General features: G+C 33.3%; 20 protein-coding genes and 7 tRNA genes. 3 read left to right on the top strand and 24 right to left on the bottom strand.

Translation table 11 applies throughout. The annotated features are described in order from the left end of the window. The 6 genes from FJR47_RS03775 to rsmH all read right to left on the bottom strand — a co-directional run bounded on the left by FJR47_RS03775 (position 1) and on the right by rsmH (position 7,319). The gene (locus FJR47_RS03775; RefSeq protein ID WP_152299130.1) at positions 1 to 1,128 is read right to left on the bottom strand and encodes a restriction endonuclease subunit S; all 1,128 of its coding nucleotides are present in this window, start codon (positions 1,126 to 1,128) and stop codon (positions 1 to 3) included. Next, the gene (locus tag FJR47_RS03770; RefSeq protein WP_152299129.1) at positions 1,112 to 2,671 is read right to left on the bottom strand and encodes a type I restriction-modification system subunit M; all 1,560 of its coding nucleotides are present in this window, start codon (positions 2,669 to 2,671) and stop codon (positions 1,112 to 1,114) included. The genes FJR47_RS03775 and FJR47_RS03770 overlap by 17 nt, the downstream gene beginning before the upstream one ends. Positions 2,672 to 2,847: 176 nt before the next feature. Continuing rightward, positions 2,848 to 2,924: transfer RNA gene (locus FJR47_RS03765), tRNA-Ile, on the bottom strand. A gap of 71 nt (positions 2,925 to 2,995) precedes the next feature. Beyond that, the gene (locus FJR47_RS03760; protein WP_152299128.1) at positions 2,996 to 6,106 is read right to left on the bottom strand and encodes an efflux RND transporter permease subunit; all 3,111 of its coding nucleotides are present in this window, start codon (positions 6,104 to 6,106) and stop codon (positions 2,996 to 2,998) included. Between the two features lie 9 nt (positions 6,107 to 6,115). Further along, positions 6,116 to 6,394: a hypothetical protein gene (locus FJR47_RS03755; RefSeq protein WP_152299127.1), complete on the bottom strand. Its 279-nt coding sequence runs from the start codon at positions 6,392 to 6,394 to the stop codon at positions 6,116 to 6,118. Position 6,395: 1 nt separating this feature from the next. Beyond that, complete coding sequence (gene rsmH, locus FJR47_RS03750) at positions 6,396 to 7,319, bottom strand: 16S rRNA (cytosine(1402)-N(4))-methyltransferase RsmH (RefSeq protein ID WP_152299126.1); 924 nt, start codon at positions 7,317 to 7,319, stop codon at positions 6,396 to 6,398. Positions 7,320 to 7,551: 232 nt separating this feature from the next. On the opposite strand from rsmH, the gene FJR47_RS03745 reads away from it, so the two are divergent. Then, positions 7,552 to 8,412 carry a response regulator gene (locus tag FJR47_RS03745; protein ID WP_188093749.1) on the top strand — a complete coding sequence of 287 codons (861 nt, stop codon included), beginning with the start codon at positions 7,552 to 7,554 and terminating at the stop codon, positions 8,410 to 8,412. Positions 8,413 to 8,434: 22 nt separating this feature from the next. Here the strand turns inward: FJR47_RS03745 and FJR47_RS03740 are convergent, their stop codons facing one another. From FJR47_RS03740 to FJR47_RS03725, 4 genes are all read right to left on the bottom strand, one after another. Further along, entirely contained in the window at positions 8,435 to 8,734 is a 300-nt protein-coding gene (locus FJR47_RS03740; protein ID WP_152299124.1) for a metal-sulfur cluster assembly factor, read from the bottom strand. Positions 8,735 to 8,813: 79 nt separating this feature from the next. Further along, positions 8,814 to 9,920, bottom strand: a complete 1,107-nt coding sequence (locus tag FJR47_RS03735; protein ID WP_241690945.1) for a hypothetical protein — start codon at positions 9,918 to 9,920, stop codon at positions 8,814 to 8,816. A gap of 136 nt (positions 9,921 to 10,056) precedes the next feature. Beyond that, entirely contained in the window at positions 10,057 to 10,401 is a 345-nt protein-coding gene (locus FJR47_RS03730) for a hypothetical protein (RefSeq protein WP_152299122.1), read from the bottom strand. Between the two features lie 83 nt (positions 10,402 to 10,484). Beyond that, positions 10,485 to 11,717, bottom strand: a complete 1,233-nt coding sequence (locus tag FJR47_RS03725) for a glutamate-5-semialdehyde dehydrogenase (RefSeq protein WP_152299121.1) — start codon at positions 11,715 to 11,717, stop codon at positions 10,485 to 10,487. A gap of 72 nt (positions 11,718 to 11,789) precedes the next feature. Between FJR47_RS03725 and FJR47_RS03720 the strand changes: the two genes are divergently transcribed. Then, a complete protein-coding gene (locus tag FJR47_RS03720) occupies positions 11,790 to 12,548 on the top strand; it encodes a pyrroline-5-carboxylate reductase (RefSeq protein ID WP_152299120.1) in 759 nt (252 codons plus the stop codon). Positions 12,549 to 12,586: 38 nt separating this feature from the next. Here FJR47_RS03720 and thrC read toward each other — a convergent pair whose 3' ends face one another. The 8 genes from thrC to FJR47_RS03680 all read right to left on the bottom strand — a co-directional run bounded on the left by thrC (position 12,587) and on the right by FJR47_RS03680 (position 20,740). Continuing rightward, positions 12,587 to 14,059: a threonine synthase gene (thrC, locus tag FJR47_RS03715; RefSeq protein ID WP_152299119.1), complete on the bottom strand. Its 1,473-nt coding sequence runs from the start codon at positions 14,057 to 14,059 to the stop codon at positions 12,587 to 12,589. A gap of 94 nt (positions 14,060 to 14,153) precedes the next feature. After that, positions 14,154 to 14,486, bottom strand: coding sequence for a hypothetical protein (locus tag FJR47_RS03710; RefSeq protein WP_152299118.1), 333 nt, complete (start codon positions 14,484 to 14,486; stop codon positions 14,154 to 14,156). A 102-nt stretch (positions 14,487 to 14,588) separates the two neighbouring features. Then, positions 14,589 to 15,812 carry a murein hydrolase activator EnvC family protein gene (locus tag FJR47_RS03705; protein WP_152299117.1) on the bottom strand — a complete coding sequence of 408 codons (1,224 nt, stop codon included), beginning with the start codon at positions 15,810 to 15,812 and terminating at the stop codon, positions 14,589 to 14,591. After that, on the bottom strand, positions 15,809 to 16,621 hold the full coding sequence (locus FJR47_RS03700; RefSeq protein WP_152299116.1) for a cell division protein FtsX: 813 nt from the start codon (positions 16,619 to 16,621) through the stop codon (positions 15,809 to 15,811). Before FJR47_RS03700 ends, FJR47_RS03705 begins: the two co-directional genes overlap by 4 nt. After that, a complete protein-coding gene (locus tag FJR47_RS03695; RefSeq protein ID WP_152299115.1) occupies positions 16,608 to 17,279 on the bottom strand; it encodes a cell division ATP-binding protein FtsE in 672 nt (223 codons plus the stop codon). The genes FJR47_RS03700 and FJR47_RS03695 overlap by 14 nt, the downstream gene beginning before the upstream one ends. Then, positions 17,272 to 18,444: a tRNA (guanosine(46)-N7)-methyltransferase TrmB gene (gene trmB / locus FJR47_RS03690; protein ID WP_152299114.1), complete on the bottom strand. Its 1,173-nt coding sequence runs from the start codon at positions 18,442 to 18,444 to the stop codon at positions 17,272 to 17,274. The genes FJR47_RS03695 and trmB overlap by 8 nt, the downstream gene beginning before the upstream one ends. A 12-nt stretch (positions 18,445 to 18,456) precedes the next feature. Continuing rightward, positions 18,457 to 19,821, bottom strand: a complete 1,365-nt coding sequence (locus FJR47_RS03685) for a fibronectin type III domain-containing protein (RefSeq protein ID WP_152299113.1) — start codon at positions 19,819 to 19,821, stop codon at positions 18,457 to 18,459. Next, entirely contained in the window at positions 19,769 to 20,740 is a 972-nt protein-coding gene (locus tag FJR47_RS03680) for an RluA family pseudouridine synthase (RefSeq protein ID WP_152299112.1), read from the bottom strand. Before FJR47_RS03680 ends, FJR47_RS03685 begins: the two co-directional genes overlap by 53 nt. Before the next feature lie 49 nt (positions 20,741 to 20,789). On the opposite strand from FJR47_RS03680, the gene FJR47_RS03675 reads away from it, so the two are divergent. After that, a complete protein-coding gene (locus FJR47_RS03675) occupies positions 20,790 to 21,902 on the top strand; it encodes an FtsW/RodA/SpoVE family cell cycle protein (RefSeq protein WP_152299111.1) in 1,113 nt (370 codons plus the stop codon). A gap of 20 nt (positions 21,903 to 21,922) precedes the next feature. Here the strand turns inward: FJR47_RS03675 and FJR47_RS03670 are convergent. The 6 genes from FJR47_RS03670 to FJR47_RS03645 form a co-directional block, all read right to left on the bottom strand. Then, positions 21,923 to 21,999: transfer RNA gene (locus FJR47_RS03670), tRNA-Asp, on the bottom strand. A gap of 258 nt (positions 22,000 to 22,257) precedes the next feature. Beyond that, positions 22,258 to 22,333 (bottom strand) — tRNA-Val (locus FJR47_RS03665). 149 nt (positions 22,334 to 22,482) lie between these two features. Next, positions 22,483 to 22,558: transfer RNA gene (locus FJR47_RS03660), tRNA-Glu, on the bottom strand. A gap of 122 nt (positions 22,559 to 22,680) precedes the next feature. Beyond that, positions 22,681 to 22,756, bottom strand: a tRNA-Val gene (locus tag FJR47_RS03655). Between the two features lie 8 nt (positions 22,757 to 22,764). Next, positions 22,765 to 22,841 (bottom strand) — tRNA-Asp (locus FJR47_RS03650). A gap of 12 nt (positions 22,842 to 22,853) precedes the next feature. After that, positions 22,854 to 22,929: transfer RNA gene (locus tag FJR47_RS03645), tRNA-Lys, on the bottom strand. Between the last annotated feature and the right edge of the window lie 72 nt (positions 22,930 to 23,001).

Below are 23,001 nucleotides of genomic sequence, written 5' to 3'. Positions count from 1 at the left end.
TTACCCCTTAATAGTTGCCATTTTTGAAAGTAAAGTTTCTTTCAAAATTTCAAGATGTTTATTTTCTTTTGCTTTAAAATAAATATTCTCAAATATTGGTTTTGCTATTTTATGGAATACATCCATTTTATTAATATCTATAGACATCTCATACTCTTTTAAATAATCACTGTGTACTCTTTGTCTACCTGATGATCCAATCATACTGCTTATTGCATATGATTTAAAGTTTTCTTCTCTTGCTAAACAATAAACCCAATACGGACTAATATCTTTTTTTGCTCTCATTACAATAAATTCTGTTGAACCAAAGGCTATTTCATTTTCTTCAAGCCCAGTTACAAAAGCAGTTTTTCCATTCTCTAAACATGGCGTTATTCTTGCTAATAAGGTGTCTCGGTTTTTAAATTTTGAACCACTTGTAAAAGGTCTTTTTATTATATTTTTTAAGCTCATTGCATCTTCTTGTACATCAGCCATTTCAACATAACTTGTTAATTGTTCTTTTTTTATTGTATGTTTTGGATTAAAATTAATATATTCATCAAGTTTAATCGCTTCAGTAGAATCAAAATTTACAAACCACTCTTTGTAGATGCTTTGTGCGGTCTCTTCTAGTTTTTGGTTCAGTTGTTCATTTAGTTTGATTCTATCTACAATGGTGTGGTACTCTTTTACTATTTCTCGCTGTTTTTCTATGGATGGTATGGGTAGTTCTACTTCACACATCTCATCCCAGCCAAAAGCTTCTCTTGTACTTCCATGTGACATATATCTGGCATATCTATCAAACTCTTCTCTTCTAAACCACATCATGAGGTATTCAGGGAGCAGTTCATCTTGCTTTGTAACTTCAAATACTGTGTACGATGTAGAAACTATCGCCTCATCATCTTCAAGTAGTGCTACAGATATTTTATCTCCATTTCGTGAAGTTATCGAGCCGTATGTGAATTGATTTTTTTTCACTATTTTATATGTTGACATATCTGTGCCGATAGTATTGGCAATAGAAGGAATAAATTTTTTAGTGATACTTACACCCAGAAGATTATCAACTTCTAGATTAATGTTTTTTACACTTACTTGCTGTATAAACTGTCCTAGCCTTTTATAGTTTGATCTCATAACCCAACTCTTTAAATACTTCTAGCAGCTCTTTTTTTGACTTTTCTTCCTCTTTTAGTAGCTCTGCAAATTCACTTTGCAGTGTAGCCATTTTTGTATCAAAGTCTATGTTTTCATCTCTGTTTACAAACTCTATATATTTGCTAGGAACTAGTGAGTAGTCTTTTGCTATCACTTCATCTTTTGATGCACTTTTACAGTATTCTGCTATATCGTGGTAAGCTTCTTTGTCACTTTGCCATGTATGATAAGTTGTCGTTACTTCTTCGATGGTCTCTTCGTCAAACTGTGTAAACTTTTTCTCAAACGGCACTCCCTTTTGTCTTAAGTCCATAAAGAGTATCTCATCTATTCTGTTACGATGAACCTTAGTTTTACCATTTTGCTCAAATTCTCTTTGCTTTTTATTCGCATTGAGTATCCAAAGTGTTACGCTTATGTCTGTGGTATAGAAAAGATTTCTAGGTAAAATCACTATAGCCTCTACCAAATCATTTTCTATAAGTTTCTTTCGTATTTTGTACTCTTCACCGCCACCACTAAGTGCTCCGTTTGCAAGGATGAAGCCAGCTACACCGTTTACAGAGAGTTTTGATACCATGTTTAGTATCCAAGCGTAGTTGGCGTTGGATGTTGGTGGAGTGTCGTATCCCGCCCATCGTGGGTCATCGAGCAGTTCGTTTGTACCTCTCCAATCTTTTTGGTTAAATGGCGGGTTCGCCATGATGAAGTCAGCTTTTAGGTCTTTGTGTTGGTCTTTAAAAAATGTGTCAGCAGGTACATCGCCGAGGTTGGCAGAGATTCCTCTGATAGCTAAGTTCATCTTTGCTAGTTTGTAAGTAGTTGCCGTGTACTCTTGACCATAGACTGAAATGTCTTTTTTGTTTCCGTTGTGAGCATCTATAAACTTAACAGACTGTACAAACATACCGCCGCTTCCACATGCAGGGTCGTATATCTTGCCTTTGTAGGGTTCTATCATATTTGCTATAAGGTTTACTATGGACTTTGGAGTGTAAAACTCTCCTTTGCCTTTGCCCTCCGCTATGGCAAACTTACTCAAAAAGTACTCATATACACGCCCGACTATATCGTGACCTTTGTCTGCTATGGTGTTTATGTTGTTGATGGTGTCTATAAGTGCGGAGAGCTTACTTGCATCAAGCCCAAGCCTTGAGAAGTAGTTGTCGGGCAATGCCCCTTTGAGCGATTTGTTGGTTTTTTCTATGTGAGAGAGGGCGGTGTCTATTTTAAGGGCTATGTCATCTTGTTTAGCATTTCGTTTTATGTAGCTCCAGCGTGATTCTTCGGGCAGGTAAAAGACATTTTCCATGGTGTAAAACTCTACCATATCGACAAATGCCTCTTTGCCTTCAGCTATGAGCTGTTCTCTGCGTTCTTCGTAAGTATCACTTACAAACTTTAAAAAAATAAGTCCTAAAACTATATGTTTGTATTCGCTTGACTCGACAGAGCCTCTGAGTTTGTTTGCACTCTCCCAAAGAGTCTCTTCCATACTTTTTTGTTTCTTCTCTTTTGCCATTAATAAAAATACCTAAATTATAATATAGGGTTATTCTATCTAAATAGCACTAAATAGATATAAAATTTGTTATAAAATCACATAAATCTAAAATACAAATTTTAAAAATAAAGTATGATTTAAATTGTTGCACTTAGTTGTTGAATGGGCGGAAGCTTAAAATTATCTAAAGTAAGTGGTGGGTTCTATAGGACTTGAACCTATGACCACCCCGTTATGAGCGGGGGGCTCTAACCAACTGAGCTAAGAACCCACTGTTTCTAAAAAAGCAAATGCTTTGTAGGTCGGAATTATAATTTAATTTACCTTAGAGTTTTCTGATTTTTATGCATCTTTGATTTTGAAAACTAAGGCATAAAGAAGAGGTACATAGATAAGATTTAGGAATGTAGCCCATGCTATTCCAAATCCGAGTGAAATTGCCATCGGCTGAAGTATCATAGCCTGTCCTGAAGCAAAAAAGATAAGTGTTGAAAGTCCCAAAACAGTTGTCAATGATGTTAAAAGTATAGGTCTTAATCTTGTTTGCGCCTGCTTCATCAACTCTTCCGTATTTTTAGCATTTTTGATAAAATTGACCACTATAAGTCCATCATTTACAACGACCCCGGCAAGACCTACTATTCCTATCAACCCTGGCATAGTGAGGTTTATTCCCATAACTATATGTCCAATGAAAACTCCAAGCAAAACCAATGGTATAGTGCTTAAAACAATAAGAGATTTTTTTATGGAATCAAATAACCAAACTAGAGTTATAAATATCAAAAAGATTGCGATAAATGCCGCTTGAAGCATCTCTTTTTGATTTTTAGCATTCTCTTTCTCTTCTCCTTTTATATCAACTACATAACCATCATCTTTTAATTTTGCAAATACAGGTTCAAGCTTTTTCATAACTTCGCCAGAAGTTATTACTTCTTTATCAATGGAAGCCAAAACTGTTCTTATTCTTACACCGTTCTCTTTTTGAAGAGCCACAAATCCTTGGGTTATGATAAAATCACAAACATCTCGCAACAAAACTAATTGATCTGAAGATGGTACTTTAACCTCCAAAGTATCTATAGAACTTATCTGCTCATTTATACCGCTCTCTATTTTTATGCGAACAAGGCCGCTTTCGTTAAACATTTTGCCATATTCGCCTTTTAGGTAGTATGCTCTAAGCTCTCTTGATATAAGTTCTTCATTAAAGCCCAACTGCTGTCCATACTCGTTAACACGAAGCTTCAACTCCTTTTCTCCAGGTGTTGCATCGTTTGATATATTGCTGACACCATCTATGGCTCTTAGTGCATTTTCAAGTTCTTTTATGCCTTTTAGCATTTTTTGCTCATCATCACCGGCACTTAAGCTTATCTCGATATCTGAAGCAACTACACCGGCTCCGGGAACTTTTACAATGAGCTCTTCAAAAACCAAATTATCATCTTTTTTTATCTCTCTAAAAGGTTCTACTACCTTTTGAACATCTACAGCTATCTCTTTTGCATCTCTTTGTCTTATCAAACTCTCTTTATCATACTCGATAGAGAGATAAGGGCTTACATATTTGTCAAATGCATTATCGGGAGCACGCTCACTTAAATCTATAAATATATGAAAAAGATGTTCACCCGTCTCAGCCATATTTTTGGCATCAAGCTTGAAGCCTATAACAGAAGTTATAGATGCTATATCGTCGCCTTTTATATTTTTTAAAAGCTCTTTTTCCAGTTCGGTTACAATAGCTTCCGTATCTTCAAGTTCATTGTTAACATTTACTTTTCCATATACATACACCTGTGTTGTGTCAAAATCAGGAAAGAGTTGAAACTTAGCGTTTTTAATCATCACTCCCGTTATAGACAAAATAGTTACCACTATAACCACTAAAGAAGTCTTTCTTCTCTTAAATACAAAATGTAAAAAAGCGTTATGCCAAGAGGAGAGTTTTTTCCAAATCTTTCTTGTAAAACTCTCATTATGAGAAACCTTTAAAAAGTCATGTGCATGCAGCGGCAAAAAGTAAAATGCTTCAAATAGAGATGATAAAAGAAGTACGGTAATCATAATAGGAACTATTTTTATAAACATTCCCATCTCACCGCTAAGCAAAAGCATCGGTAAAAATGCAAAAACCGTTGTAAGCGTTGCAGTAAGAACCGCCGGAAACATCTCCTGCGCTCCGACTATTGCCGCTTCTCTTCTCTCCATCCCCTCTTCTAAGTGTCTGTAAATATTTTCTGCAACAACAATTGCCTCATCTACAAGCATCCCAAGAGCTATTAGAGCACCTAGCAATGAGAGCATATTAAGAGAGTCCCCCATAATCTCTGTTGCAATAAGACCAATCATAAAACTAAGAGGAATACCTAAAGCAACTACAAAAGCTATTCCGCGGTTTATAAATATAAGCATCGCCAAAAAAACCAGCATCAGGCCAAAGATTATATTTGCAAAAACAATATTAAGCCGATTTTTAATCCAAACAGAAGTATCAGCATATATTTTGTACTGTAATTCTGGATGCAGTTTTGTATTTTCTTTTAAGATTTCACGCACCTGTTTTACAAGTGCTATCGCATTACCCTCTTTGGATTTTGAAATATTTATAGATATATTTCTCATACCGTTATAGTGAGAAAGTTCTGCTTCATCACTAAGCTGAAATGATGCATCTGCTATATCGCCTATACGAACTTTAGTATCTCCGATACTTATAATAGTATCTTCTATTGCTTCTTCGCTTTTTTCTCCGTTATATGTAGATATATATAAATGAGAACCTCTCTCTTTAATCGTTCCTACCGGAAAAACCGAACTTATATTTTTTAGTGATTCTATTGCCAAAGAGGGCTGAAGTCCAAAAGCTAAAAGCTTTTGTTCATTTATCTTTATAACCAACTCTTCATCGGCATCGCCTCGAATAGTAATTTCACTTAGATCTTTTAGCCTGCTAAGCTGACTCTTTAGCTCTTCTGCTCTTTGTAAAAGCTCCTCTTTTGGTCTATCACCCGCTAAAGCTACTAGCGCCAGGGGAAAATTATGCAGCTGTATTTTTGCAATAGGTTCTTCCATATCTGCAGGCAAATCTTTTTTAACACTGCTTACTATATCTTTTACATCATTCAATACATTTGCATTATCAGATCCTGCTTTGATATCTGCTATTATTGAAAATGAGCCATTTTTTATGGTTGTTTCAATAACATCTAGTTCGCTTATATTTTGTAGATCATCTTCAATGGTTTTTACAACCATCTTGTCCAATACATCAGCTGAAGTACCGGAATATCCGCCTGCAATGGTAACCTTGTCCATATTCATAGGCGGAAAAATCTCTTTTGGAATATTAATATATGAAAAGACAGAGAGCACAAAAACAAAAGTTAGTAAAATATGGTTTAAAAGTGGTTTATCTATCGAAAATTCTAAAAAACGGCGAATCATTTAACTTCTTTAAAAAAGTGTATCAAGTATTTGATTTTTATATCGTATCGATTCAACGGAACCCTTTATAAGTCTATTTTCTTCTTTTAGAGTATCATACTCACTTTTTAATTTTGATATATCCCTGCTTATAAAGTATATCTGCTGTTGAATATATATCTTTGGAAAAAGTATCACACAGACAAATACAATAGAAAGCAAAACATACAAAAGATAGTTTGCATCGACCTTTTTTTTGGGATTTATAACTAAATCAATTTCATCCAGTAACTCTGTTTTTTCGCTCATATCAGCTGTCCGTCTCAAAAACTCTCATCTTGGCACTTCTGCTTCTAGGGTTGGCCTTTAGTTCGCTATCTTCTGCTGTAATAGGCTTTTTTGTTAAAATTTTTCCATATGAATGATTATTTCCGCAGGTACATCTCATCGCCTCTTTAGGGCAGATACAGCTATTTTTCCATTTATTAAACCTGTTTTTTACAATCCTGTCTTCTAGTGAATGAAAAGATATAATGGCTATTTTAGCATTTGGGAATTTCGCCTCTTCAATAGTGTCTAAAAGTGAATTTAATTCACCCAGTTCATCATTTACCTCTATGCGGATAGCCTGCATAAGAAGCGTTGAGGGGTGAATCTTTTTGCCTTTTGGCATTAAATGTTTTGTAGCTTCGCTTAACTCTTTTGCAGAGGAAAAGGGACGATTGCCAACTATAAAAGATGCTATTTTTTTATAGTTTCTAAGTTCACCGTACTCTAAGAGTATTCGCTCAAGTTCTTGTTGTGAATACTCGTTTATAACTGTCGCGGCACTTAAAGAAGCCTCTTTGTTCATTCTCATATCAAGAGTTTCACTTGTAAATGAAAAGCCTCTCTCTTTTTGATCCAGCTGAAGAGAAGATACGCCTATATCTGCTAAAACAGCTTTAATCTCTTTAATGTCATTTTCTTGAAGTATCTCTTTTATAACTGAAGAAAAACGCCCTTTTTTGATCTCTACTCTATCCTTGCAAGGTTCAAGTCTTTTAGTAGAAAAGTCAATAGCAGTCTGATCCTGATCTATTGCAATAAGTTTTATATTTGGATTTGCTTCAAGAAGCATTGATGAATGTCCACCATACCCCATTGTGCAGTCGATAATTATTCCCTCTTTTATATCATTAAAAATTTCTAACACTTGCTTATATAAAACGGGAATATGTGGAATATCTTGCATACTAACCTTGCTGCTGTTTTTTTATAATTATACATTAACTTTGTAAAGTTTAATTTTTATTAGTGTATCATAAATAAAAAAAGAAATAGAAAATATGCAGCTATTAATTAATGAATATTTTTTAAAAATTACCGCCTTAATCACGGCTGTAACTCTGCTGATAATTTATTTTATTTTTAAAATATTATATAAAAAAAACACTTCTGATTCTTTAGATAAACAAAGCATTGAAGTGAAAACTTCTAGTAAAACAGAAGATGATATCATCGAACCTGAAAATAGAAAAAAACGCGAACTTATTCCTCACAGTAAAATTACAAAAGAGAACTTTTCCCTTTTTAAAAATGTAAAAATTTTAATTGCCGAAGACAATATAATCAATCAAAAGGTTATAACTTCTATTTTATCAAACTCAGGCATAGATATCACCATTGCGAATAATGGACAAGAAGCATTAAATATATTAGAAAAAGAGAGTGATTTTTCAATCATATTTATGGATGCGCATATGCCGGTTATGGATGGATATCAAGCGACAAGAATGATTAGAAAAAATCAAAACTATAATCATATACCTATCATTGCCCTTAGCGGAGATACCGCACCTGAAGATATCAAAAATATGCTTAATGCCGGTATGGAAGCACATCTTGAAAAACCTATTAAAATGGATGCTATTTATGATGTTTTATATATATACACTACAGGAGAAGAGGAACAAAACAACTCTTACAAAAGTCAAAAAGTTAATTTAAAACTTGACACTGAAAAGGGCTTAGAGATATGTGGAGATGATAAAAACTTTTATCTTGAAATACTTAATGATTTTATATCAAGTTATTGTGACTCAGCAGATAAACTTCAAAAATATATAAATGATAAAAACAAAACAGATGCAGACAAAATGCTGCTAGATATATCTGGAGTTTCTGCAAATATAGGTGCAAATAATCTGCACGATAGAGCACTTGATTTAAAAAAAAGCATAACAAACCCAACAGATGATTTAAAGTATATCAATGACTTGAAAAAATACTCAAGATCTCTTCATCAGGTTTGTGAAGCTATTGAAAAGTATAAAAACAATAACTAATTTTTTACACTTTAAATTAAAGTTAGCGGCTTAACGCTTTTTTAACATTATCATCAGCCATGCTGATATTCCAAGCCGGTTCCCAAACTAAATCAATTTCAACATTTTTAACACCGGCCATTTTCATTACAGCATCTTTTACCCATTGTGTAATTAACTGATGCAGAGGACATGCTTTTGTCGAAAGCGTCATTTTGACATATGCATTTCCTTCATCATCACATGAGGCGTCATATATAAGACCCATCTCTACAAGGTTAAAACCTACTTCAGGGTCTACAACAGTTGATATTGCTAAAAACAATTCATCTTTTGAGTACATTATTTTATATCCTTTATTTTATTTTATAATGAAAAAAAATCTCATCTATCTGAAATACAATACTTAAAATACTACTATCTTATTTATAATTTATCATAAAAAACACGCTTCTTACAAAAGCTAAAGCGCCGATCAATAAAAATGAAGCACCTGCTTGTATTAATATCTCATTTTGAAACAATATTGCAAATGCTACTATCACAACTCCAACAGCACTAAAAATAAACTGAGCTGAAGAACTTTTTGGTGGAAGCATATCTGCCAACATTGGAACTTTTTCTTTTCCGACTAATGGAGAAAATCTCTCAAACCATACAAGAAAAGGTATGATTTTATACATATGACCGGTTATTAAAAAAGTAAAAAAACCAAAAAACATTATCCATGCAGAAGTTAAAAGCAAAGGCTTATAATCAACAACAAGATATGCTAATCCCAAAACTAATGAAACTATAAGAGAAAGATATGAGAAGATAAGCGACTGCGCATAAATATCTATCTCTTTTCTAGCTCTAGTATCATAAATTACTTTTATAAAGAAAAAGTATATAAACAATCCGATTGCTGTTAAAATATAACTTGCATATTCTAAAAATATTGATTTAGTAAATGATGTAGCAACCATCATTAAAACTGCCAAACTTATCATTGTCATAGATATTTCTAATGGCTTCATAGAAAAACTATGAGAAAGCCCAAACATTGGAATCAGAACTACAGACAAACCCATAATTGTAACAATAATATATCCGACAATAACCAAAAAGACATGACTCTTTAATAAAGAATTGATATCTATATCTATCATACCGGCATATCCAAGCGCCATAACTAAACCAAAAATAATCCCAAAAAAAAGAAATATATTTGATATAAGTACACTACTCATAACCAGATTTAGTTTTTCAACTTTTTTTATAGTTAAAAATATTTCCATAACAAATATCATCATTGCCGTCAAAACAACAACTCCGCCAAATGGAAGTAGAGTCGGATAACTAAATCCAAATGCCATCAAGGTTGTACCGATAGCAAGCAGAGGCCAAATCGCATAAAAAAGTTCAACGCCAAAATGCCCTACTTCTAAAACAACCGGCACCAATTGCGCCATTGCGCCAAAAATTGTCATCATCACAAAACCGAGTAAAAACAGATGGACAAAACTTAACATCTTTACATCTAACATTGATAAATTTTCTGTAGAAAAAAAGAAAACAAATACAACAGATAAAAGATAAAACAGACTCCCCAAAATAAAAAATGGAGAGATCAGTTTAAATGGGGGTGCAAAATCTTGCGAAACAGAAAACATTTTTAACTATTTAATGGCACGCAGTTTGATCAAAATCTGTATTTGCAGATGATGCATTATTGCTTGAAAAAGTTATCTTAACTAAACCATTACCTAGATCATCTGTCTCATAAGAAATATCTTCTTCGAGTTTAGCAAAAAGACCGCCTGGAGCTTTATGATTGATCATAACCAATTTATCATTTGTTCCTTTAATAACTTTCAATCCGCACATCGCATTTACCATTGGATCCGGAGGACCGCATTTTGATGTATCAAAGTAATAAGTACTCTCACCATCTTTCTCTAATTTATAAAAATCTACAGTTGCTCCCGCAACTTCAATTTTTGATGCCTCTGTAGGTATATATGACATTTTAACTCCTTAAATTTATATTTTTGAATTATATTTTATATATAAAAAAATAGCGTTGATTTGCATCAATAATAAGACAAAATTTATCTGATTTGACCGCTTCCATAAATTTTAAACTTATATGTTGTCAAACCTTCTATTCCCATAGGTCCTCTCGCATGGAGTTTGTTGGTGCTGATTCCAACTTCAGCTCCAAAGCCAAAAGCTCCGCCGTCAGTAAATCTTGTTGAAGCGTTCAGATATACGGCGGCAGCATCTATTGCATTTAAAAACATCTCTGCTGTAGTTACATTTTGTGTGATAATGGCTTCTGAATGGCCTGAAGAAAATCTCACTATATGCTCTACTGCTCCCTCGACACCATTTACTACTTTTATATTAAGGATATTTGCTAGATACTCAGTATCATAATCTTCATCCGTGGCATTTGCCACATCTATAATTGCTTGTGTCTCTTTACACCCTTTTAGCTCTGTATGCGCTTTGTCAAACTCTGCTTTTAAAAGTGGAAGTGTCTCTTTGGCTATAGCACTGTCAACTAAAAGAGTCTCCATAGCATTACAAACTCCAGGTCTTTGTACTTTTGCATTTATAGCAATTTTTATAGCATCATCTATTTTTGCATCTTTGTCTATATAAGTATGACACTGCCCTTTGTCATGTTTTACAACACTTACTGTTGCATTGTCGCTTACATATTTAATAAGCCCTGCCCCACCGCGAGGAATAATCAGGTCTACATACTTATCCATTTTAATCAATTTAGCAACTCCTTCTCTTGAAGAGTCCGGAATTAGAGAAATTAAAGATTTTGGCAGATTGTTTTTTTCTAAAATAGTTTGAAGAATTTTTGCTATTGCTTCATTTGAATTTTGAGCCTCTTTTCCACCTTTAAGCACGCAAACATTTGAGCTTTTAAAACAGAGTGCTGCAGTGTCGCTTGTTACATTCGGGCGAGATTCATAAATAATTCCTATTACACCGATAGGAATTGATACTTTTTCAATCTTTAAACCATCTTCTGTAACCCAGCCCTCAAGAACACGACCAACAGGTTCTTTAAGTGCCGCAATCTCTTCAATCGCCACTGCCATCGCATCAATGCGTTTTTCATCTAAAAGCAATCTATCCATCAAAGCAGATGATAAATTGTTTTTTTCACCATCTGCAATATCAATAGCATTTGCCTTAATTAAATTAGCACTACTCTCTCTAAGTGCATTTGCCATTTCTCTTAATATTCTATTTTTTTCTGCCCCGCTAATAGTGTTAAATACTCTGCTTGCCTCTTTTGCCTCTGCTAAAAATTGTTCCATCTTCTCTCCTTCTTAATTTTTTAAATTTTCATCCAATAATGTTATACTACCATAAAAAGATAAAGGCATTTTATGAAAACCATCACTTTTATTGGTAACGGAAATATGGCTCTTAGCATAGCTAAAGGGCTGCGACATAACTATAAAATAGAGGTTGCGGGAAGAGATATTGAAAAATTAAACAAATTTGAAAGCGAATTGAGTGTTACAATAGAAAAAGCTTTAATGGATGATTTTAATATAGAGGGCAAAACAGTTATGTTTTGTGTTAAACCTGCCAATGTTGAAGAAGTTGCTGTTAAATTAAAAGGAAAAGCAAGAGTTGTCTACTCAGTTCTTGCAGGAACAAAAGTGCAAAAATTAAAACAGCATTTAAATTCTGATGCGGTTGTAAGATCTATGCCAAATTTAGCAGCAAGTGTCGGCAGATCTATGACTACGCTTACGGGAGACGAAGCATTTAAAGAAGAAGCGGAGGAGCTGCTAGGAGCGATAGGAACGACACTTTGGCTTGGAAGTGAAAAGGAGTTAGATATCGCAACTGCGCTTGCCGGAAGCGGTCCTGCTTATCTGTGTCTTATCTCTGAAGCGCTTGCAGACGGAGCCGTTAAACAGGGAATGAAAAGAGCAGATGCGATGGCAGCAATGCGCGGTCTTTTTGGCGGTTTTGGCGAACTTATACAAGAGATACATCCTGCTATTTTAAAAGATGGTGTTATGAGTCCGGGAGGAACTACTGCTGCCGGTTATGGAGCTTTAGAAAATGGCAATGTACGAGCTTCTTGTATAGATGCTATTGAAAAAGCTTATAAAAAAGCGACTGAACTTTAAACATTTTTTCTGCATGTGTTATGCATGCAGAAAAAAAATTACAAAAATTTTAAAATCTCTTTTTCGATATCCTCTTTTTCTATAACAGTTTTTTGAACTATTTCTTTACTAAAGAGTTCTTTTATCATCGATGGAATCTCTAATTTTGCTTCATTTGAAATGGAAGCAAGCGCTTTAATATCTTGAGCATCCACTTCACCTGTAAGCGCATTTGCAATTACTGGAGAAAACTTTGTCCACTCAGCAGTAGAGTAAGCGATAGTTTTTATTTTAGGATCTGAGCATGTTTCATAAGATTTCATACATGTAGCAGTATGAGGATCCATTAAATAACCATTTTTTTGAAATGTTTTTTTAATATACACTTTTCCCTCATCACCTGTACAAAAGTCAGCATCAAAACTCTCTTGAAGCTGTGCCAATTCATCAGATGTTAATTCATAAAAATTCTTCTCTTCAAGATTTTGCATAAGCTCTCTTGTTCGTTTATATCCAAACATATCATATAAAACTCTTTCAATATTTGAAGATTTTAGTATATCCATTGCAGGAGAAGTCGTACTCACTACATGTAAGTCTCTTAAATCATACTTTCCGGTTTTAATCAATTTTGTTAAAACATTATTTTCATTTGAAGAGATAATTATTTTTTCAACAGGCAAGCCCATTTTCCATGCATAGTATGCGCCTAAAGCATTGCCAAAATTTCCGCTTGGAACATTTAGATATACTTTTTCGCCCATTGTTATAGCTTTTTGGCGAACGAGTTCCAAATAGCTGTGAATATGGTAAATTATTTGAAAAATTATGCGCCCGAAATTTACAGAGTTTGCTGCTGAAAGAAGTATGTTTTTTTCTTTTAATGCTTTTTTAAACTCCTCAGATGCTAAAAGTCTCTTAAGCGCATTTTGCGCATCATCAAAAACTCCGTTAATCCCAATTACTTTTAGATTTTTTGCATCCTCTGTTACCATTTGAAGTCTTTGAACATCAGAAGTTCCACCATCTGGATATAAACAAGCGACTTGCACATTTGAGCGATTTTTAAAAGTCTCAAGTGCCGCAGGACCTGTATCACCGCTTGTTGCAGCTAAAATCAAATAATGCTCGCCTTTTTTTTGTGCGATGGAAGAGAGAACAACCCCAAAAGGCTGAAGCGCCATATCTTTGAATGCTCGAGTAGGCCCATGATAAAGTTCACTTATATAAAGATTCTCTTTTACTTTGACAACAGGTACAGGATTTTCTGAGTTGTCAAATTTGTCATACAGATCCAAAGCCTCTTTTATAACATAACTATCTATATCAATTTCAAAACGATTTAACAAATCAAATGCCAAATCTTTATAAGAAGAGTTTACATGTTTATTTAAAAATTCTCGCCCTAAATCAGGTAAGTTCTCCGGCACATAAAGACCGCCAAAAGAAGCAATTGGACTTAAAATAGCTTGTGAAAATGTTACGCTTAGAGGAGTGTTTTTATCGCATCCGCGAGTTTGAATAAAGTTCATAATCTATACACCTAAAAAATTTTTTCAATTATATCGAAAAAACATTGAATACTCTAAGTAATAGACACTATTAAATTATAAACTTTTCAAGTTTTTAATGATGACGATTTTGTTTATGATTTTTGGTTTTTTTATCATAACGCAAAAAAGAGATTAAAATTGCAATTAAAATAAAAATTGCAACTATTTCATACCCTATAAGCCAAACCACAAAAAAAGCATTTATATCTAAGAGCATAAAGTTACTGAAATCCCCTTTTGCTACATAAAAAAACAAAAATACAGCACCAGTAATATATGGAATTGTTATAAGATAAAGAGTATAAAAAAATCCCTCATACCCCTCAATCGTAAAAAAATAGTCACTCAAATCAATCTCTTGGGAAGTAAATGACGGATGTTTGTTAAAATTTTCTCTACTGCTCACTACTCACTCTTTCATCAAGATAAAAATAAAAAAAATAGATGTAAATTAATTCATTACATTAAACTATGTTAACAGAATATATATTAAATCTATTTAAAAAACTCATTGAAACAATCTTATCGGATTAATATGATATGATTTTTGAGTAACTTCAAAAATCAATTCATCACTAATTCTGCCGATTGTGTACCCTTTTTTTATTTTTACGCCCTTTTTTATATCAGGGGATATTTGAGATAAATTTGCGTATATTGTATGTAATCCATCATCATGTTCAATAATTACAATATTGTTTAGCACCGGTGTTTTATCGGCATATATTACTTTGCCGTTAAAAACAGTTTTTACTTTTGTATTTTTTTCATCTGATTTTAAAGATATTGATTCATTAAAAACTTTTATACCGTATATAGGATCAATATATGTACCATATTTTTTGGTAATTCTATATGGGCTAAAAGGCGGAATAGTTTTTTTACCTTTATAATATTTTGTTTTTATTGCTCGATAACTGCTTCCGACTGATTTTACTTTTGGCAGATTATCATCTGAAATAATGTCTTTTGCATCAAATGCTTGTGCTCTTTGCGCCTCTTCTTCAGCTCTTTTAAGCTCATCTATTTTGATAATATTTAATTGAGATAAAGTTTTTTTCAACATATCTTGCTTGTTCAAAATTTCTTTAAGCTCTTGCTTATAAGAAGATTTTGCTATATTTAATTTTTTTAATGACTCTTCATTCTCTTTTTGTGCTCTTATCAGCTCTTTTCTTTTTGTATCAATGGTGTTTATGGCAATCTCTAAAGATTCAACCTTTTTGTTTAATACATCTATATCTTTAGAGTTGTTATAGAACTTTTCATTTAGCTCTTTTATCTTTATTTTGGCATTTTTATGCATAAGATCAAGAACTTCATACTCTATAAGCGAATCTTCACCAGCGGTATATTTCTCTTCTAAAATTATTGACAAAGAGACACTTTGAGCTATTGTAGAAATAAGCTCTTTTTCCAATTTTTCTCCATCTTTTTTTAGTCTGTTTTGAAAAATTTTCAACTCTTTTAGCTGGCCAATATTCTCTTTATGAGAACTCTCTTTATCTAAAAGCTCCTCTTTTAACTTTTTCAGACGCTCTTGTTGTACTTGAATCTCTTTTTTTTGCAATAAAATTGCTTCTGCAGTTTCACTCATTTTCTTATTGATCTCTTGTTGAGTTTGAGAAAAAGAGCTTATTTGAGAACTTGTTTTTTCGATTTTAGCATCAACACTTGTTCTTGCTTGTAAATGCAGACATATTAAGACAGATACAAAAATAAAACGCATCATGCTTCTTCTTTATGTCCCAAAACTATAAGAAATGCTAAAAGTATTGAAATAGATATAGCAATACTTAAAAGAAATAAAAAATCATCTATGGGATTAAATATAACTATCTTTATTCCAATATTGCTAAACTGATCTATCAACCAAGGAGATGATGAAAGATAGATAAACATTCCAAAAGCTAAAAAACTCGCTATCAATGCATCAACTATGGCAAGCCTAAAAAGTACAGCTGAACGAAGCCATAAAGCTGCACCGAAAAATCCCATAATTGTCATTCGTTCATTATGTTTATATTGCCAAATTTTCAGTTCTTTCATTATCAATAAAACAGTAACAACAAAAACTACGAAAGCAAAAAGCGCAACAACATTTTTAAATAAAAGCAAAAGCTTGTATGTAGTATCATGAGCATAAGAAAAATCTTCTACTTTTGTTATATTGCTGCTGTTTAATAAGTCGCTTCTTAATTTTTTGACTTCCTGCGGCGTTGGATAATAAGCAAGACTTAATTTGTAAAACTTTGGCAATGTATTTTTTAAAAGTTCTCTATTTTCACTTGTCATATCACTGCTGAATTTCTCTATTACAGCATCAGGTGAAAGTTCTTGCACGCCTGCTATTAATTTATTTATACTTAAAATATCACTATTAGCCAAAGGCTTTTTGCTAACTGCTATAACAGAATAAATATTTGCTAGATTTGTTTTATATGCTTCAATTGAACGATCAATAATAAAAAACGCCTGTATAGAAAACAATATACTCAATAGTGCAATTACTAATGAAAAATGGTTCTTAACAGACTTCATGTATACTCCCATATTCTATATGAAAATGTTTATAATCGATATTTAAATTTTGCGGAATATGATGTGTGACAACTATAACTGTAGTATTTAGCTGTTCATTCGCGCCCTCTAGAAGATTCCAAATTAACTGTGAAGAGTATTCATCAAGATTGCCTGTAGGCTCATCAGCTAAAATCATAATAGGATTATGAGCAAGTGCTCTAGCCATTGCAACTCTCTGTTGCTCGCCACCGCTGAGTTCAAGCGGATATTTGCCTGATTGATGATTGAGTCTTACATGTTTCAATAATTTATCTACTTGATTATTTGCAACACTTTTTACATACCCGCTAATAAGCAAAGGAAGCATAATATTTTTATCGATGGTCCACTCTTTTATTAACTTATAATCTTGAAAAACAATTCCTATATGTCGTCTTAAAAAATTTAGTTTTGAGCGTGAAACACCTGCAAGTTCAACACCCCCGACTATAAGACTTCCCTGCTTTGGCTTTAATGCTCCAAAAAGAGATTTTAAAAGTGTTGATTTTCCGCTGCCGCTTGCTCCCGTTATAAATACAAAACTGCCAGAGTTTACTGAAAAATTTACTTTATTGATAATAGTTTCATTATTTGAATAAGATAATGAAAGATCTTTGGCCACAATAACTCTATCCATGAAGAACTCTGTTTAAAAATTGATGTGCCGCAAGATTGCTTTTTGATTTTAAAGGAGAGTTTGGATAGTAAAATGCTTTATCTTTTTTAACAATAACATAAAGATGCTCAGGTTTGTCAAAACTGCCCATTGACATACGAAGCATTATCCCATCTTTTAACATATAAGTTCTCTCAAAATGAATAAATCCACCATTAAATTTTTTTATCTCTTTATGAAGTTTTAAAATTTCTTCAGTTGAAAGTTTTACTTCTGAAAAATTAAAATCACCTTCTAAGATTAACTCGGAAGACTCTTCATCATTTATCATAGTCAAATCATAAATGTTTTTTTCCATCTTTTTCCATCGGTCTTCATACTTGCTTGTTACTGCAATATCTCTGTTTTTATTTATATAAAGTGTTGTTTTTTTAAAAGCTATAAAAGTTTCATAAGAGTAAGCATAATAGTTTTCACTATCCGTTCTAAGCTCTAAAGTTCCTCCAACTTTTAAGATACGATTTGCTTCTTCAATAAATGCAGTGGAGATAACCCTTCTATGAGGTTTTTTATCCCATGGAACAGGAAAATGCACATAAATTTTTCCTACAATATTTGATGGTACTAGTTCCATAAAAAGTCTTGCATCATAGTTTAATACAAGCAAATTATCAAGATTTTTAATTGTTATCTGTTTTAATACCTGCTCAATTGAGGGGTGATGTATCTCTATACCGATAAAAAGAGTATCTGGATTGTTTATGGCTTGATGAAGCAGATGACGGCCTGAGCCGAAACCAACTTCAATACGAATTTCTCTGTTTTTTGGAAAGTTTGTTGCAAAATAGTTTATATCTTTGAGCGCTGTAACCTCTTGAAGATGAATATTTTTTTGATTTTGCGGCACATTTGAAGAGAGCACATTTAAATGAGCTGCTTTTGCATAAGACAAAAGAGCCTTATGTACATTATATATCGAAGCAGGTCTTGTTAATTTGTCACTTTTTAATAAACTCTTTCCATTTTCATCTTTAACCAATAAAAAAAACTCATTTTCATCTACTTTAACTGAAATTAGTTTCTCCTCTTTATGGTTAATATTATCAGCTATAAAATTAAATAAAACTCCATCTTCTTGCGATGGAAACTCTGTTTTTTTAAACTCTTCTATATGTAGGTGTGGCATTTATTCTCGTTTTTAATTAAAATCTTGTATTGGTATTATTATCTCTTCATCTACTTTATTTACATCTACAGAGTTATTTTGTTGTAATGTTTTTTCTGTATTGCTCAAAGTGTTTTTTTCTGTCTTGTCTTCGATTTTTAACTCGATTTCTATACTCGGTTCTGACTTAATGCCATGAGTGTCAATTGAAAACACTTTGTAATAGTATGTTTTACCGGCTTCAATTTCTGAATCAATAAATTGAGTGCCTTTTATATTTTCAAAATCTTCAATTGAACTTTCAATAAAACTTTTTTTATATCTTTTTTGAACAGTAAAACTTTTATCTCTTGAATCTGAACTCACCCAAGATATGGTAACTTTACCATTAACTAATTTTGCTTCAACCAAAGAGGGTGATTTTGGTTTAATCAAAGTTTTACCTAAAACTGAATGATTTTCATAAGCACTTTCTAGTTTATCTTTATCAAAAACACTCACTCTGTAAAAATACTCTTTACCATCTTCTTCAATCAAATCAACATATGAATTCTTTTTTGTATCAATAACTACCTTATAACTCCCATCAATACTAGAAGATCTATAAAGTCTATATACTAAAAAATCTTTTGTATCGCTCTCTTCCCATTTAATTTCAATTTTTTTTGGTAAATCGGTTGAAGCGGTTATTTGTGTCAGCTCTTTTGGCAGCTTTTTTGTCACAACTGTAACTTCCTGACTCGGTTTTGAGACGAGATTGTCAAATGTAACTGTTTTAATACGATATTTATATGTATAATTATCTTTTAAATTTTTATCTATATACTCCGCATTTAATCGCCCATTTACCGTTGCTATATCTCTCCAAATATCCTCTTCGAGAGTTTTTCTTTGAATTATATAAGCTTTTACTTTTTGATTTGTATGCGGCCGCCAAATTATTTTTGCACTTCTTGGCATGCTTCCTATACTATGAAGCCACGCTACAGACTCCATTAACGGCAAAGAAGATATTGTAGTTATTTTGCTTTTTTTTGACTCAGCATTGGCACTGTAGGTTTTAAAATAGTATCCATATTTTGAATTTGGTTCTACATTTGAATCAAGATAATGAGTAGAAAAACGATTATCAACCGTATCATAATATTCATCACTATCCACTTTTGCATTGTCTAAATCAATTTTATATATATACACACCCTTCACTCTTGGATCTGTTATAAGTTCCCACTCAAATGCTATTGCGTTAACATCAGCTATAGTCCCGTTGTTGGTAAGCTTAACAATAGGCAGTGTATCATCTACAACCGCCTCTTTTTTTGGTGTTGGTTTTGCACCACAACCGCTAAGAATTAGCAGTGAAGCTGTACATAATGTGATTAATGTCCATAATTTCATCTATTTGCTCCTTATTAAATTTCTTATTTATATATCCCATCATCTTTTCATCAGGCAACACGGCAAAAGAGAGTTTCTCTTTGCTCTTGGGATGAACGAAGTATATTATATACGCATGAAGCAAAATTCGTTCTGATTTTTCTTGTTTTGGGCTTAAAGAGTAGATATGATCACCTATTATGTGACGATTTATACTCTCTAAATGAACACGAATTTGATGCGTTCTTCCTGTGAAAAGTTTACATGCGACAAGCTGGTTTTTCTCATCATTTGATAATGCTAAATTTTTAAAAACTGTTTTAGCATATTTTCCGTGCTCCTGACAAGCCATTTTAAGTCTATTATTTGAACTTCTGGCAATGGGGCACTCTATCTGAGTTAAATCATTTTTAAGAGGAGGATTAATAACCGCCAAATAATATCTGCCCATACTTTTATCTTGAAGTTGAGCAGATAAAAATTCATGAGCTTCATTATTTTTTGCTATTACCATAGTTCCACTTGTACCTTTATCAAGTCTGTGAACTATACCATGGCGTTCATCTCCGCTTATTGTAGAGAGTCTTATCCCTTTATGCTTTAACCAGTCAACAAGTGTCGCTTCTTTTACACTGGGCGCAGGATGGACTGTAAGTCCGCTTGGTTTGTTTATAACCAAAACATCATCATCTTCATAAAGTGTCTCAACATGAAAATCAATATCTAACGCCGGTTTTGTTTCAACATCAGGAAAATTAACTTTAACTACTTGATTTTCTTTTAGTTTAACACCGCATCGAGAAACTATTTTTTCATCAACATACACACACTCTTTTTTAATTAACTGTGTAATTTGTGAACGACTTTGCCCGATTTCTAACGCTAAAAATGTATCAAGACGCTGGGCTTCGTTGCAAATATAACTCTTTTTTTCATTCAAATTTCTAACCTTTATGATACAATTTCTAAAATTTTATGGAGTTTCAAACTTGTGGAGAATTGATAAGCGTATTTTAGCACAATTTGATTTTATTTCCATTATTCTTATCATTCCGTTAATTCTTACTTCAAACTGGCTTATAGGCGAAGTTGTGCCTGCTCTTGCACAAAAGCAGATGGCTTATGTCGGTATCTCTTTTTTAGTTTTTTTAGTTGTTTTTTTCCTTCCGATTCGCAGAATGAGCTGGCTTATTCCCCTTATATACTGGATTAGCATAGGGTTGCTTTTTGCAGTTGAATTTTTTGGTCATGCAAGACTCGGAGCACAAAGATGGATAGAAATACCTTTTATAAATGCTACCATTCAGCCATCAGAATTTGTAAAACCGGCGCTGATTTTAATGCTCGCATATCTTATAAAAAAAAGTCCTCCGCCCATAAACGGCTATAGATTAAAAGAGTTTTTAAAAATTAGTATTTACATACTGCTGCCATTTTTTTTAATAGCAAAAGAGCCTGATTTAGGCACTGCTATTATTCTTCTTCTAGTTGGCTACGGGGTGCTGTTTTTTATAGGGGTGCATTGGAAAATATGGGCAGTTATTATTGGTTCAATTGTGCTTCTTTCCCCGCTTGCTTACAAATTTTTGCTTCATGATTATCAAAAAGTCAGAATCAAAGATTTTCTTAGCGAAAAACCTTCCTATCATGTTCAGCAATCTATCATTGCAATAGGCTCAGGCGGACTGACAGGCAAGTCAAAAGATGAAGCAACACAGACCCAAATGAGATTTCTTCCCATTGCCACAAGTGATTTTATCTTTGCGTTTTTAGTTGAGAGAAGCGGATTTTTAGGGGCTTTAGGTATTATACTTATATATGTATTGCTTATTTTGCATCTTATGAGTTTAAGTATTTTTAACACTGATTACTACATAAAAGTTGTAACTATAGCAACATCATTTATGATTTTTATCTATATGTCTGTAAATATTTCAATGACTATAGGATATGCTCCAGTTGTCGGAGTTCCTTTGCCAATGTTTAGTTACGGTGGAAGCAGTTTTATAACTTTTGTTATTCTTTTTGCAATAATGCAAAATCTTATAGCATTTAGATATAAAGACATGTACGACGAAAGAGGGAAAAAAAGTTTTTTATAATTGATTTTAAAAAAAAGTAGTGGCGCGGTGGACGAGACTCGAACTCGCGACCCCCTGCGTGACAGGCAGGTATTCTAACCAACTGAACTACCACCGCGCATTTAAATTATGCTTTTTGCTTTTCTCCGCGTTAGAACCTTTCGCTAAATCGTCACATAGTCCAACTATGCTCCTCATTCACTCAAGAATCCGCCTTGATTAAAACAAAAATCAAGAATTTTATAAATTACTAATTGTCACTATAAAAATTATCTGTATAACAAAATCGAACTAGTTCGATGAGCTTTACGCTGAGTAAAACCTAGTGTTAACGCAGTAAAATGGACTTTGTTCATTTCGCGTACAAATAATGTTATGGTGGGCACTACTGGACTCGAACCAGTGACATCTACCTTGTAAGGGTAGCGCTCTACCAACTGAGCTAAGCGCCCTAAAATTATGCTTTTTACTTTACTATTCATTAGAACCTCTGTTCCATTCGTCACATAGATTTACTATGCTCCTCATTCCGCAAAGAATCTGTCTCAATTAAAGTCAAAATCAAGAATTTGAAATCTATTCTATTTATAACACCAATAAGTGGCGACCCCTAAAGGATTTGAACCTCTGTCCCTACCATGAAGTGATAGTGTCCTTGGCCACTAGACGAAAGGGTCACTTTCATTTAAAACAAAAGGCTTTGTAAAAAAACTTGTTTTTTTTGTATTAGACAAGGCAAATTTTGACGAAGCATAACAAACTATGCGAGTTTAAATTTAACGCAGTATAATCAAAAAAATGGTGGGCACTACTGGACTCGAACCAGTGACATCTACCTTGTAAGGGTAGCGCTCTACCAACTGAGCTAAGCGCCCTAAAAAAGTGGCGCGGTGGACGAGACTCGAACTCGCGACCCCCTGCGTGACAGGCAGGTATTCTAACCAACTGAACTACCACCGCGCATATGTAAAATGGTGTCCTGTGATGGATTCGAACCATCGGCCACATCATTAAAAGTGACGTGCTCTACCAGCTGAGCTAACAAGACATTTTCTCCTAAATGTTTAAGAGGTCGAAATTATAGACAAATAGGTTTTAATTGTCAAGATAAAAAGAGAGA

It is taken from the genome of Sulfurimonas xiamenensis (genome assembly GCF_009258045.1).
In the GTDB taxonomy this organism is placed as follows: domain Bacteria; phylum Campylobacterota; class Campylobacteria; order Campylobacterales; family Sulfurimonadaceae; genus Sulfurimonas; species Sulfurimonas xiamenensis.
The sequence above is the reverse complement of the archived record's forward strand: the minus strand, read 5'-3'. Positions and strand labels throughout refer to the sequence as shown.

Excerpts from the sequence above, each read along its gene's own strand:
- rsmH (WP_152299126.1), bottom strand. The coding sequence starts at position 7,319 with ATGCAAGATATTCCACATATTCCCGTTTTATATAAGCAAGTGTTAGAA.
- FJR47_RS03735 (WP_241690945.1), bottom strand. The coding sequence starts at position 9,920 with ATGTTAGATGTAAAGATGTTAAGTTTTGTCCATCTGTTTTTACTCGGT.
- FJR47_RS03755 (WP_152299127.1), bottom strand. The coding sequence starts at position 6,394 with ATGAGCGAAAAAACAGAGTTACTGGATGAAATTGATTTAGTTATAAAT.
- FJR47_RS03720 (WP_152299120.1), top strand. The coding sequence starts at position 11,790 with ATGAAAACCATCACTTTTATTGGTAACGGAAATATGGCTCTTAGCATA.
- FJR47_RS03700 (WP_152299116.1), bottom strand. The coding sequence starts at position 16,621 with ATGAAGTCTGTTAAGAACCATTTTTCATTAGTAATTGCACTATTGAGT.
- FJR47_RS03725 (WP_152299121.1), bottom strand. The coding sequence starts at position 11,717 with ATGGAACAATTTTTAGCAGAGGCAAAAGAGGCAAGCAGAGTATTTAAC.
- FJR47_RS03695 (WP_152299115.1), bottom strand. The coding sequence starts at position 17,279 with ATGGATAGAGTTATTGTGGCCAAAGATCTTTCATTATCTTATTCAAAT.
- FJR47_RS03760 (WP_152299128.1), bottom strand. The coding sequence starts at position 6,106 with ATGATTCGCCGTTTTTTAGAATTTTCGATAGATAAACCACTTTTAAAC.
- FJR47_RS03705 (WP_152299117.1), bottom strand. The coding sequence starts at position 15,812 with ATGATGCGTTTTATTTTTGTATCTGTCTTAATATGTCTGCATTTACAA.
- FJR47_RS03770 (WP_152299129.1), bottom strand. The coding sequence starts at position 2,671 with ATGGCAAAAGAGAAGAAACAAAAAAGTATGGAAGAGACTCTTTGGGAG.
- thrC (WP_152299119.1), bottom strand. The coding sequence starts at position 14,059 with ATGAACTTTATTCAAACTCGCGGATGCGATAAAAACACTCCTCTAAGC.
- FJR47_RS03775 (WP_152299130.1), bottom strand. The coding sequence starts at position 1,128 with ATGAGATCAAACTATAAAAGGCTAGGACAGTTTATACAGCAAGTAAGT.
- FJR47_RS03740 (WP_152299124.1), bottom strand. The coding sequence starts at position 8,734 with ATGTACTCAAAAGATGAATTGTTTTTAGCAATATCAACTGTTGTAGAC.
- trmB (WP_152299114.1), bottom strand. The coding sequence starts at position 18,444 with ATGCCACACCTACATATAGAAGAGTTTAAAAAAACAGAGTTTCCATCG.
- FJR47_RS03685 (WP_152299113.1), bottom strand. The coding sequence starts at position 19,821 with ATGAAATTATGGACATTAATCACATTATGTACAGCTTCACTGCTAATT.
- FJR47_RS03730 (WP_152299122.1), bottom strand. The coding sequence starts at position 10,401 with ATGTCATATATACCTACAGAGGCATCAAAAATTGAAGTTGCGGGAGCA.